Origin of the sequence: Enterococcus sp. 2STP (assembly GCF_032465635.1) — a bacterium.
GTDB lineage: Bacteria > Bacillota > Bacilli > Lactobacillales > Enterococcaceae > Enterococcus_B > Enterococcus_B lactis.
This window is the reverse complement of record NZ_JAWDJH010000022.1, coordinates 20043-32761: the sequence shown is the minus strand read 5'-3', so window position 1 is coordinate 32761 and position 12719 is coordinate 20043. Positions and strand designations below refer to the sequence as shown.

Below are 12719 nucleotides of genomic sequence, written 5' to 3'. Positions count from 1 at the left end.
TGTATCCACTTACATTATAGCAAAGACAAAATAAATGGTCTACACCTTTTCTTTTTCTTTTAAAATAAATGATAAATTCCAATAATTTAAGTAGGTATTTCTCCTCTATTTTGTTATCATTAAAGATAACAAAACAGTAAATTGGAAAGGAATAGTTATGAAGAAAAATAAAGTTATTTTAAGTATTAGTTTAGCTGCAGCATTATTGTTTGCTGCTGGTTGTTCCGCAAACAGTACGACTTCTCCTAGTTCATCGGCTGAAAGTTCAAAAAGTACATCCACTGCGGAAAGTACAACTGCCAGTAGTGTCGATTTGAATGCATTGGAATTGCCACAATTGACGAAAGATGTAGCTGAAAATGAGGATTTGGTCGAAATGGTGACAAATAAAGGCACAATCAAAATCAAATTATTCCCTGAATATGCACCTAAAGCAGTTGAAAACTTTATGACACACGCAAAAGATGGTTACTATAATGGCCTGACTTTTCACCGCGTCATCAAAGATTTCATGATCCAAGGCGGTGATCCTAAAGGCGATGGCACTGGAGGCGAAAGTATTTGGGGAGAAGGATTTGAGACAGAGATCAACAACCACCTTTACAACATAAGAGGTGCGTTATCTATGGCTCGCTCACAAGATCCTAACAGTAACGGCAGCCAGTTCTTTATCGTTCAAAATTCAGATGATATGCATGATGGTCTTTTAAAAGATGATTACCCTCAAGCGATTATCGATGCTTATAAAAACGGCGGTTATCCTTCCCTGGATGGTCAGTACACTGTCTTCGGTCAAGTGATTGAAGGAATGGATGTCGTGGATGCTATTGCAAATGTCGAAACAGATAGTTCAGACAAACCAAAAGAAGAAGTAAAAATTGATAAAATCAATATACTGCAAGAAGCAAAATAAACAGAACATAAAAATGACGTCTGAATCTAGCAAATATGACAAAATGTGCTAGATTCAGACGTCTTCTTTTTACATAAAAAAGCAGGTAAGCATCCTTCTATTTTTCTATAACAACTTTTTTATGATCAAGCATTTTGGTTGACGATGAACGTGAACTCACACTCACAGACTTTTTTATCATCTACATATGCTGCAGATAACGCTGTACCGACTGACCCCTTCATTTTGGTGATTTCAAAATGACATTTCAGTACATCTCCTGGAACAACTTTTTGACGGAATTTGGCCTTATTGATTCCACCGATATAAGCTCGTTTTCCTAGGAACTCTTCTGATTTTAGGATAAGGATCGAACCTGCTTGTGCCAGTGTTTCTAGGATCAACGCACCCGGCATCACTGGATTGTCAGGAAAGTGACCTTGGAAAAAATCTTCATTGATCGTTACATTTTTTGTCGCAACGATCTTTTTTCCTGGTTCTAATGTATCTACATAATCAATATAACAAATAGGATAACGATTAGGGATCAAGTCCATTACTTCAGTAGCAGATAATACATAAGACATAATTAAACTCCTTCTTTCAGGCGATTGCCATTTTCATTACTTTGACTATCAAAGTATCATATTCCTAAATATTTAGCAATCTTTTTTTAATTTAAGAAAAAATAGTTTGACAATCAAAACATTTTGACTAATAATTAAGAAATCAAGAAGTTATTTTAGCTATTATTTTCTATTTTTTACGACTATCAAATTTTTATTAGAAACAAAGGAGAGTCATTATGTCATTTCTAGAAGGAAAAAAAATCGTCATCATGGGCGTCGCTAACAAAAAAAGCATTGCTTGGGGGTGCGCTGAAGCAATGTTGAAACAAGGGGCAGAGATTATCTATACTTACCAAAATGAACGAATGAAAAAATCATTAGTCAAATTGGTCGGCGAAGAAGCATTCACGGTAGAATGTGATGTTTCTAGCGACGAAAGCATCGAAAAAGCAATGAATGCCATCGGTGAATATGCTGGAGAGATCCACGGCCTTGTCCATGCAGTTGCTTACGCCAACAAAGAAGAATTGTCCGGAAATGTGTCTGATATTTCCAGAGACGGCTATCAATTAGCTCAAGATATCAGTAGCTACTCTTTGATTGCTGTATCAAAATACGCACAACCGTTTCTTGCACCAAATAGCGGAATCGTTAGCATGACTTATCTAGGTTCAGAGCGCGCAATCCCGAATTATAATATGATGGGTATCGCGAAAGCTTCTCTTGAAGCAGCTATCCGTTATTTGGCAGCTGAGTTTTCACCTAAAGGCATCCGAGTCAATGGTATTTCAGCTGGAGCAATCAAAACATTAGCTGTTACAGGGGTTAAGGACTATCAAAAACTGATCCAGTTATCTGAATCTCGTACGCCTGATCAGCAAGGTGTAACGATCGAAGAAGTCGGTAATGCTTGTGCTTTCTTGATCAGTCCTCTTTCCAGCGGGATCATCGGTGATATTATCTACGTTGACAAAGGTGTCCATCTTTCATAATCCTTTTGTTACATTCTTTAAAGTAAAACATATAAAAATCAGGAAAAAACTTTTTAAAGTCTCTTCCTGATTTTTTCTTTTTTACGTTTTTTCAACTTATTACTTTGAAATTACTCCACGACTTCAATCCAGCCTTCTGGTGCTTCGATGTCCCCGAATTGAATACCTGTCAATTCATCATACAACCGCTTTGTTACTGGTCCTACTTCCGTTTCGCTATAAAATACATGCAGATTATTATTGTGGTAGATCCCACCGATCGGAGAAATAACAGCCGCTGTACCACATGCACCAGCTTCTGCAAATTGATCTAGATCATCAATGAAAATATCTCCTTCTATTGCTTGAAGTCCTAGTCGCTCTTCGGCTAATTGCAGCAAAGAGTATTTCGTGATACTTGGTAAGATAGATGGCGATTGTGGAGTGATGAATTTTCCGTCTTTCGTAATCCCAAAGAAATTTGCTGCCCCTACTTCTTCGATTTTCGTGTGTGTGGCTGGATCAAGATAAACACAATCTGAGTAATCCAGTTCTTTTGCTTCTGTTCCTGGAAGTAAACTTGCTGCGTAATTTCCGCCGACTTTTGCTGCGCCTGTTCCCTTAGGAGCAGCACGATCATAATCAGATACAATAAAGTTCGTTGGTTTTAGCCCACCTTTGAAATACGCTCCTACTGGCGTACAGAAGACGACAAATAAGTATTCTGGAGCAGGATGGACACCGATGTTTTCACCGACCCCAATCAGTAAAGGACGCAAGTATAATGTAGCGCCTGTTCCATACGGAGGCACGAAAGATTCATTTGCTTTTACCACTTGCTTAACAGCATCAACGAACATTTTTTCAGGGACCATCGGCATCAGCAAGCGTCTAGCACTTTGATTCATCCGCCGACTATTTTGTTCAGGTCGAAAGAGATTGACCTTCCCGTCTTTTCGACGATAAGCTTTTAGACCTTCAAAACATTGCTGACCATAATGAAGCGCTGGAGATCCTTCGTGAATCGTCAGGTAATTATCTTCTGTCAATTCCCCTTCTTCCCATTGTCCGTCTTTCCATTTGGCAATGAAACGCCAAGGAGTTTTGATATAAGAAAATCCTAAATTGTTCCAATCGATTTGCATATACTTACCACCTTCGTTATTTTCTCCACATTTTATCATTATCCATATTATTTGTCATTTTATTTTCAGCTTTTTTCCTTCATTATAGTTATTTTTGCTATTTCCTTTTTTGAAAACTTCTTGGTACAATACAGAAAGAATCAAATTTTAGAAAAGAGGATTTTATGTTTTCATTATTAGCAACTGCCGGTACGACAGACTCTTCTGGCGAGACATTGACAGATCAAGCTGTCAGCAAAGTAAATGCGTTTCAGCGGTTTTGGGACGGGATTGATTGGGACGCCATTTTGGCTGCCTTTATCCAAAAAAGTTTATATCTGATTTTTTTGATCGTCCTTTTTTGGATTCTTCACCGTGTGGGAAAATATCTGATTGATAAGTCTTTTAATCAGTATTCTAAAAAAGCCATTCTAAACGAGAGCCGCTTAAAGACTTTACATAGTCTTTTAAATACTATTTTTCATTATACCCTTGGTTTCTTCTTTATCTACGCAATTTTATCTGCTATCGGTGTACCGATCGGTTCACTTTTGGCTGGTGCCGGAATTGCAGGTGTGGCGATCGGCCTTGGTGCCCAAGGGTTCATGAGTGATGTTATTACCGGATTTTTTATTATCATGGAACAACAGATGGATGTTGGAGACTACATCAAGTTAGCAAACTTAACGATTGAAGGAACCGTCGTATCTGTTGGTATCCGTACCCTTCAGCTGAAAGCAACGGATGGTACTGTCCATTTCATCCCGAATCGAAACATCACCACGATCAGCAATCTCTCTCGTGCAAATATGCAAGTACTTTTAGATATCCGGATCGTTCCTGAAGAAGGATATGACAAAATCTATGAGATCATTGATCGAGTAAATCATACATTAGCTGAAAAATACCAAGAAGAGCTTCAAACTGAACCTTCCATCTTTGGTTTAGTGGATCTTGGTAATAGTAATTTTGCTATTCGAACGGTCTGCTACGCATTGAACGGAAAACAATATGCCTTAAAAGAAGAGTTTTTGAGCTCCTATGTCAAAGAATTGACAGCTTCTGGGTTCACGATTCCGAACAGTCCAATTGCTGTCGGAAAATAATTTGGACAAACGATGCAACGGATCTCACTAAAAAGAGCGTGGGACAAAAGTAAAGAACACTTTTGTCCCACGCTCTAAACACGTATAAACAGCGGAAGCAGAAGCAACTCCTTCGGAAATAAGCTGAAATTCACAAAAATTCGAAAAGCAATTTTCGTGAATTCCTTCTTATTTCTTGGAGTTAAACGCTTCTGTCCCAGCCTCTTTTTCAAGATAAAGTCAAAACTGGTACGCTTTTGTTTCTACTTATTTTTTGATTATCTTTCAGTTTCTCGTTCTTTAGCTCACAATATCGATTTGTTCTTTTAATTCTTCGATTTTCGGAGACAATATATTGCGACGTTCTAATTCATGCACCATGAAGTTTACGGCTTTAAGCAGCTCTTTCCTTGTGATGATTCCTTTGAAAACCCGTTCTTCTGTGACAACCGGTAAAAAAGGCGAATCAACTAACAAATGGAGTACTTCTTCTAGTTCCCAATTTTCATCAATCGTCGGAACATCCGTTTCTGTTACATCAGCAACTGTTAGTCCTTCTAACGGATCCATGCTGATTGTTTGCAAGTCAATCATTTTATTGACCACATCTGATAAACTTACTAGTCCTACAAAGTGATCATCTTTTCCTAATACAGGAATTTTGGAATAACCGACCTTCGATAAGACAAGTAAACCATGGGATAATGGATGATGATACATAACATTTGCCACATTTTCTGCAGGAATCAAAAACGTTTCCTGATTTTCCAGCAGCATTTCTCTTACTATAGGTCCAATCATCTGATGGCCTCCATTTCTATTTCATTCAACACTACTATTTTACCGAAATCGGATGCAAAATTCACAAAATAAAGCTTATTTTTATTAAAAATTAGAGTTTTTTTATTCAGCGCTCTCTCGAAAAAGAAAAGGCCAACTCTTCAACTGCCTGATGGGCACGGTTATAGTATTGAACAGAAATTTGGTCATCTAAACTTTCAATAAGAGCATATGATGGGATTTGGATCGGGCCTCTAGGCTGAGAAATGCTACCAGGATTTAAAAACAGGATTTTCTGATCCATCTCACAGCCTATTTGATGGGTATGACCAAAAAAAACCATATCGGCATTTGCAGCTCGAGCTTCGATTGCTAACTGTGTCAAACCAAATCGGACATTCGATAAATGACCATGAGTCATGAATACTGTATCCTGACCAGTTTGGATCACTTTTTTCTGTTCGAATCCTGGTCCATAATCACAATTACCTTGAACCACTTGGAATGTATCCCATAATGGGTCAGAAGCTTCTAATTCCGAATCACCACAATGGAAAAAGATGTCCACTTCAGAACGATAACGATCTACTAAGTCAACGAGGATATCTCTGTCTCCATGATTATCACTTACTACTAAATACCGCATCTATCTCTCTCCTTCCAGCCATTGTTTCCACTCGGCACTCAATTTTTTCATTGCTTGAGCCCGATGACTGATCTTGTTTTTTTCTTCGCTCGATAATTCTGCTGCTGTTTGTTTCTGACCTTCTGGGATAAATAAAGGATCATACCCAAAGCCATTTTCGCCAGATGGTATACGGGCTACTCGACCGGGCCATTCCGCTTCTACTACGAGGCTGTCTTTTTTGGGTGCCGCGAATACTAATGTACAATGGAATTGTGCTGTTCTTTTTTCATCCGGCACATCTGTCAATTCATATAATAATTTGGCGTTATTCCCCGCATCACTTTTTTGTTCCCCTGCAAAACGTGCAGAATAGATTCCTGGCATACCGCCTAACGCATCCACTTTCAAACCTGAATCATCTGCTAAGACTGGTTGATCAAGCAATTGTGCAATCGTTTCTGCTTTTAATCGGGCATTTTCTTCAAATGTGCTGCCAGTTTCTTCCACATCTGGCAATTCAGGATAGTCAAGTAATGTTTTTACATGATATCCCGCTTCTTTGAACATATTTCGAAACTCTTCTGCTTTTCCTGGATTTCTTGTCGCAATGATGATTGTTTTTGTTTCTTCTATCCGCTCATTATCTTGAGCAAATTCTGTTAGCAAAGCATGTTTTTGCTCTTTGATCAAATCTTCAATCGCGTTTTTTCCAAAAAAGAGCATTTCATTCAACTGTTCTCCATCAAACGTTGCTTCTTCTCCAGTTCCTTGAATCTCCACGAATTTTCCTGATTCTGTCATCACGAGATTCATATCTACAAGTGCTGCGGAATCTTCTTGATAGTCCAAATCTGTCACGCAAGTCCCATCCGGCAAGATCCCTACGCTAACTGCAGCAAGATGCTCTTTGATTGGATCTTCTGACAATTCCTTTTCTCTTAAAAGCTTTTCAATTGCTAGTCTCAACGCGACGAATGCCCCAGTGATGCTAGCTGTTCTAGTTCCGCCATCCGCTTGGATCACATCGCAGTCTATGATGATACTACGCTCTCCCAGCTTTTCCAAGTCTATTACTGCACGCAAGGAGCGACCAATAAGACGCTGGATTTCCATTGTTCTACCAGAAAGTTTTCCTTTGCTGCTTTCTCTACGATTTCTCGTACTCGTTGCTCGAGGTAGCATACTGTATTCAGCTGTTACCCACCCTGTTCCTGTTTCTCTCAAAAAGGGAGGTACAGAATCCTCTACTGTTGCAGAACAAATAACTGTTGTATCACCAAAACGGATCACAACCGATCCCTCTGGATATTTGAAAACATTTGTTTGAAGCTCCAGTTTACGAAGCTCTTGGGCTTTTCTCCCGTCATGACGCATCCTTATTCTCCTCCCAATTCAATATGATCTACATTTAGGTGTCCGATTCCAAGCCAGTCTTCAGCTATTTCTTGGAAAAGTTTAGCAGATCCTGTTGTATAAAACTGACATAATGTCCGTCCATTTTGCGGTGAATTGCTCAAATTGAAATAATCGAGTAGCATAGATACTTCACCTACTGTTTCTGCTCCAGAATCGATCAGTTGAACATTTTCCCCCACTACATTTTGAATGATGGGGCGTAATAACGGATAATGGGTGCATCCCAAAATCAATGTATCGATTTTTTTAGTCGTTAACGGAGCTAATGTTTCTGCCACGATTTTTTTTGCCACAGATGAATGGTATTCATTACTTTCGACAACTGAAACAAATTTTGGACAAGCAAGACTTGTCACAGTCAATTCTGGCACTTTCTCTTTCAATGCTTTTTCATAAGCTTGACTTTTTACCGTACCAATCGTACCGATAATGCCAACTTGTTTATTTTGTGTTTTTTTTACTGCCGCTCTTGTACCGGGAAGGATCACACCGATGACTGGAATAGAAAGAGCAGCTTTGATTTCTTCTAAAGCAACCGCAGTTGCGGTATTGCAGGCAATCACTAGCATCTTGATTCCTTGCTCCACCAGATAATCCGTCATTTCCCAAGTATACTGGATTACCTGTTCCGCAGGTCTAGGACCATACGGGCAGCGTGCTGTGTCTCCTACAAATAAAATATTTTCATTCGGTAATTGTTTCAGGGCTTCTTTCACTACAGTCAAGCCGCCGACACCTGAATCAATAAATCCGATAGGGCGATTATCTGTCAATCGTATCATCCTTTTTTTCAATAAATTCTATCTTCCCTATTGTGTACTTTTTAGCGTGAATTTTCAAGTGCTCTCACTTGCTTAAAACAATCAAAATCTCTTTTTTTCGAATGGAAAGAGGAAAAGCGGTTGTGACTTTAGTTTGCCACAACCGCTAAAAGAATCATCTATTAATAACTGTACCGTCTCTTTTCCAAGTAACCGGAAAGCAGAGAAAGCGCGTAACACACCACGAAGTACATAAGTGTCATGATGATGAACATCGGAAGCACATAATTGGTATTCTGTCCATAAATAATACGTGCCTGATGAGAAAGTTCAGGTAAAGAAATGATTACTGCTAATGAAGTATCTTTTATCAGTGAAATCAATTGGCTCACAATTGCCGGGATCATTGATTTGAATGCTTGCGGCAAGACGATCGTCCGCATTGTTTCTACATAAGTCAGTCCTGTTGACAATCCTGCCTCCATCTGCCCTTTCGGAACAGCATTAAGTCCTGCTCGGAAAATCTCCGACAGCATAGCTGATTCAAAGATCGTTAATGCTGCAACAGCGGACCAGAAGATGTTCATCTGGATGCCAATCTGAGGCAAAGCAAAATAAGTGAAGAAAATGATCAATAATAATGGAAGATTTCGTATGATATCGATCACAATACCAAGGATTTTGGACAAGAAAGGGATATTCGCAAAACGAATCACACCTGTCAGACCACCAATCAAGAAACTGAAAATGATCGAAAACAATGAAACTTCAACAGTAACCTTTAATCCTTCCAATAAAAAACGGACATTCATCCATGAAAAAGCGCCGCTAAAATCCATGTATTTCCCCTCCTTCTATGAACGAACCGCCCATTTTTTCTCAAGATAAACCATTAAGTAAGATAACGGCAGCGTGATAACTAAGTAAAACAACCCAACGATGATATACGTATCGAAGGTATTGAATGTTTCACTGGCAATCAAATCTCCTTGATACATCAAATCCAAACCAGCTACGATTGCTAAAATAGACGAGTTTTTCACAAGATTAATAAATTGGTTGCCTAATGGCGGAATAACGATTTTGAATGCTTGGGGCAAAACAATATAACGCATAATTTCTGAATAGGTAAATCCAGAAGACAATCCTGCTTCTGTTTGGCCTTTTGGTACAGTTTGAATCCCTGAACGTACTGTTTCAGCAATAAAAGCGGATGTATAGATAGTCAAGCCAATCGTCCCTGCTTGGAATCCGTCTAGATTAAACCAATAAATAGGTACGACAACATAAAAAAACATCACGATGATCAATAATGGAATGTTTCTAAAAAATTCTACATATGCCTTTGCTAAGGCACTTACTACTTTATTCTTTGATAATTGGAAGATTGCCATCAACGTTCCGATAATCAAACTAAACACAAGTGCTAAGACACTCGAAAACAATGTGATCTTGAACCCGTCGACAAAGATTGGTCCATAAGTCTGTATCAATTCGCTCATTGCCTCTCCCCCTTACTCTACTTTTCCTTCAGTTTCGTTTGGAAACCATTTTTGATAGATTTTATCGTATGTGCCATCTGCATGCATTTCCTCTAGCGCTTGGTTAACAGCTTTCAAGAAGTTTTCTTGTCCTTTGTTGATCGCAATTCCATAAGGCTCATTAGTAAACGTTCCGCCGACTAACTCGTACTCTGGATTTTCATCTGCAATCCCTAACAAGATCGCATTATCCGTAGTCATTGCGTCTCCCTGGCCAGATTGTAACGCAGTAAATGCTTCTGCATAATTTTCCAATTCCAGAATGTTTGCATCTGGTGCATGCTGTCGGATATTCGCAGCCGACGTAGAACCTTTGACTGCTAGAACTGTTGTAGAAGCATTCAAATCATCTACACTTTTGATTTGGCTTCCCTTCTTTACCAACAAAGCTTGGCCAGCATCGAAATAGACATCTGAAAAATCGACTTGTTTTTTTCGTTCATCTGTGATCGTCATCGTCGCAATAATCGCATCGATGTTTCCGTTTTTCAATAACGGGATCCGCGTTTTAGAAGTGACTTCAACAAATTCCGCTTTTCCATTCTCACCAAGGATCTTTTCAGTGATTGCTTTTGCAATATCTACATCAAATCCTTGTACGGTTCTGCTCTCAATATCCATCATTCCAAATAATCGAGTATCATATTTGACACCCCAGATGATTTCATTGGTAGATTTGCTTCGCTCTAAAATATCTTCATTTGCCAACCCATTTCCTTTACATCCGGCTAGTGCAAGAAAAGCAATGCCTAAAAGGAAAATCAGGCGTATTTTTTTAAACCTGCGCATCTTTTTCCTCCTATCAATGATTGATAACTTTACTGATAAATTGCTGTGCTCGGACTTCATTTGGATTTTCGAAAAAGTCTCTCACATTTCTGCTATCTTCCAATACTTCTCCGTCAGCCATGAAGATGACACGATCCGCAACTTCTTTGGCAAAGCCCATTTCATGCGTCACGACAATCATTGACATGCCGTCATGCGCCAATTTTTTCATGACGTCCAATACATCACCAATCATTTCCGGATCCAAAGCAGAAGTAGGTTCATCAAACAGCAGCATCTCAGGATTCATCGCTAAACCTCTGGCGATTGCCACCCGTTGCTGTTGTCCACCGGATAACATGGAAGGATAAGAATCTTTCTTATCTAACATATTGACAGTTTTCAGAAATTTCTCCGCGTTTTTGACTGCAGTTGCCTGGTCTTGCTTTAACACTTTGATTGGTGCTAATGTAATATTTTCCAGAACGGTTTTATTAGGATACAAATTGAAATGCTGGAAAACCATGCCGATATTCTTTCGGACTTCTGTCAACTTTGTCTTTTTATCATGCAAGTCAGTATCATTAATTAGTAGCTTACCTGAAGAAATCGTCTCTAATCCATTGATACAGCGAAGCATCGTGCTCTTTCCTGAACCAGAAGGACCAATGACAACGACAACTTCTCCTTTCTCGAATTCGAGATTGATATTTTTTAATGCGTGGAACTTGCCATAATATTTATCCACGTGATCAAATTTAATCATTGCCATAGAATTACACTCCCATTATTATTTAGTAAGATTTCTTTTAAAGATGTATAATAAAATACATTATATCTGATAGTTTAGTAATTTGTAAAGTTTCTTAGAACGTTTATTCTCCCATAAATATTTCTTTCATTTCTAATCTATTAGTTATTTTATCCTCTTTCCTTGTTTTTTCCTTAGGAACTGTTGTTTCTTGTCAGGAAAAACGGTAAGATATTAAGTGCTCAGACTTACAAATCGTAAAGAGGTGTCTTTTTTGAAAAATATTATTTTAACGGGAGATCGACCAACTGGGAAGCTGCATTTAGGGCATTACGTCGGTTCTCTAAAAACCCGAGTGGCTATGCAAGCAGACGAAGACAACCAACTGTTTGTCATGATTGCTGACATGCAAGCACTGACTGATAATGCTAAAAATCCTGAGAAGGTTTCATCAAATGTCTTGCAAGTTGCTTTAGACTATTTAGCCGTGGGATTAGATCCTGCAAAATCTACTTTATTTATCCAATCACAAATTCCGGAATTAGCTGAATTAACCATGTATTATTTGAACTTAGTCAGCGTAGGACGCGTTCGACGCAATCCGACTGTCAAAACAGAAATCGAACAAAAGAAATTCGGTGAAAGCGTGCCTACAGGATTCTTTATCTATCCTGTTTCTCAAGCAGCTGATATCACTGCATTCAAAGCGAATCTCGTTCCTGTTGGCGAGGATCAAAAACCAATGCTAGAGCAGACACAGGAAATCGTACAAAGCTTCAATCATACATATGGTGAAGTCTTGGTGGAACCGAAAGGCGTATTCCCACCAAAAGGAATGGGTAGATTACCTGGAATCGATGGAAATGGCAAAATGAGTAAATCGTTAGGAAACGGTATTTATATCTCCGATCCTGCCGATGTCTTACAGAAAAAAGTCATGAGTATGTATACTGATCCAAACCACATCCATGTACAAGATCCTGGACAAGTAGAAGGGAATATGGTCTTCACCTACTTGGATGTATTCGGAACAGATAAAGAAGCAATTGAAGAAATGAAAGCTCATTACCGCCGCGGCGGACTTGGTGATGTAAAGATCAAACGATACCTCATTGATGTATTGGAAGCTGAATTTGCACCGATCCGCGCACGCCGAGAAGAATTGGAAAAAGATCCTTCAGCTGTTATGGAAATCTTACGTAAAGGTAGTGAAGAAGCTGCTAAAGTAGCTGCACAAACACTTTCTGAAGTAAAATCAGCAATGGGAATCAATTACTTCCATTAATTCATTTACTCTAAAAAACAGGCTGTAAAGGCCTGTTTTTTTATCTCGTCTCTGTGCTATTCCTTTTTTAAAATCAAAAAAAGAGATGTGACAAACTTGTGTCACATCTCTTTTTCAAATGAATAGTCTTCAAAAGCTACTTGATCGT

Annotated in this window: 14 protein-coding genes; 4 read left to right on the top strand and 10 right to left on the bottom strand. The window is 38.8% G+C overall.

The features are described from left to right. Positions 1-157 precede the first annotated feature (157 nt). Positions 158-913, top strand: a complete 756-nt coding sequence (locus RWU19_RS11110) for a peptidylprolyl isomerase (protein WP_070769876.1) — start codon at positions 158-160, stop codon at positions 911-913. 125 nt (positions 914-1038) lie between these two features. Here RWU19_RS11110 and fabZ read toward each other — a convergent pair whose 3' ends face one another. Then, positions 1039-1479, bottom strand: a complete 441-nt coding sequence (gene fabZ / locus RWU19_RS11105; RefSeq protein WP_002309395.1) for a 3-hydroxyacyl-ACP dehydratase FabZ — start codon at positions 1477-1479, stop codon at positions 1039-1041. Between the two features lie 218 nt (positions 1480-1697). Here fabZ and fabI point away from each other — a divergent pair, with 218 nt between their 5' ends. After that, positions 1698-2453: an enoyl-ACP reductase FabI gene (fabI, locus tag RWU19_RS11100; RefSeq protein WP_002295795.1), complete on the top strand. Its 756-nt coding sequence runs from the start codon at positions 1698-1700 to the stop codon at positions 2451-2453. A 110-nt stretch (positions 2454-2563) separates the two neighbouring features. Here fabI and RWU19_RS11095 read toward each other — a convergent pair whose 3' ends face one another. Beyond that, positions 2564-3616, bottom strand: coding sequence for a branched-chain amino acid aminotransferase (locus RWU19_RS11095; RefSeq protein ID WP_258080464.1), 1053 nt, complete (start codon positions 3614-3616; stop codon positions 2564-2566). 125 nt (positions 3617-3741) lie between these two features. Here RWU19_RS11095 and RWU19_RS11090 point away from each other — a divergent pair, with 125 nt between their 5' ends. After that, positions 3742-4662, top strand: coding sequence for a mechanosensitive ion channel family protein (locus tag RWU19_RS11090; protein ID WP_002315101.1), 921 nt, complete (start codon positions 3742-3744; stop codon positions 4660-4662). Positions 4663-4941: 279 nt separating this feature from the next. Here RWU19_RS11090 and cbpB read toward each other — a convergent pair whose 3' ends face one another. From cbpB to RWU19_RS11050, 8 genes are all read right to left on the bottom strand, one after another. Further along, a complete protein-coding gene (cbpB, locus tag RWU19_RS11085; RefSeq protein ID WP_002309404.1) occupies positions 4942-5442 on the bottom strand; it encodes a cyclic-di-AMP-binding protein CbpB in 501 nt (166 codons plus the stop codon). 106 nt (positions 5443-5548) lie between these two features. Beyond that, complete coding sequence (locus RWU19_RS11080; RefSeq protein ID WP_002309405.1) at positions 5549-6067, bottom strand: metallophosphoesterase; 519 nt, start codon at positions 6065-6067, stop codon at positions 5549-5551. Beyond that, positions 6068-7423 carry a ribonuclease PH gene (gene rph, locus RWU19_RS11075; protein ID WP_123838191.1) on the bottom strand — a complete coding sequence of 452 codons (1356 nt, stop codon included), beginning with the start codon at positions 7421-7423 and terminating at the stop codon, positions 6068-6070. Between the two features lie 2 nt (positions 7424-7425). Continuing rightward, the gene (gene racE, locus RWU19_RS11070; RefSeq protein ID WP_123838196.1) at positions 7426-8247 is read right to left on the bottom strand and encodes a glutamate racemase; all 822 of its coding nucleotides are present in this window, start codon (positions 8245-8247) and stop codon (positions 7426-7428) included. A 161-nt stretch (positions 8248-8408) separates the two neighbouring features. Beyond that, positions 8409-9065: an amino acid ABC transporter permease gene (locus RWU19_RS11065; protein ID WP_002292958.1), complete on the bottom strand. Its 657-nt coding sequence runs from the start codon at positions 9063-9065 to the stop codon at positions 8409-8411. A 15-nt stretch (positions 9066-9080) separates the two neighbouring features. Continuing rightward, positions 9081-9728: an amino acid ABC transporter permease gene (locus RWU19_RS11060; protein ID WP_002288038.1), complete on the bottom strand. Its 648-nt coding sequence runs from the start codon at positions 9726-9728 to the stop codon at positions 9081-9083. Between the two features lie 12 nt (positions 9729-9740). Continuing rightward, the gene (locus tag RWU19_RS11055; RefSeq protein ID WP_002309411.1) at positions 9741-10556 is read right to left on the bottom strand and encodes a transporter substrate-binding domain-containing protein; all 816 of its coding nucleotides are present in this window, start codon (positions 10554-10556) and stop codon (positions 9741-9743) included. A 13-nt stretch (positions 10557-10569) separates the two neighbouring features. Then, positions 10570-11307: an amino acid ABC transporter ATP-binding protein gene (locus tag RWU19_RS11050; RefSeq protein ID WP_002288042.1), complete on the bottom strand. Its 738-nt coding sequence runs from the start codon at positions 11305-11307 to the stop codon at positions 10570-10572. A gap of 253 nt (positions 11308-11560) precedes the next feature. Here RWU19_RS11050 and trpS point away from each other — a divergent pair, with 253 nt between their 5' ends. Continuing rightward, entirely contained in the window at positions 11561-12571 is a 1011-nt protein-coding gene (trpS, locus tag RWU19_RS11045) for a tryptophan--tRNA ligase (RefSeq protein WP_002288045.1), read from the top strand. The last annotated feature ends 148 nt before the right edge of the window (positions 12572-12719 follow it).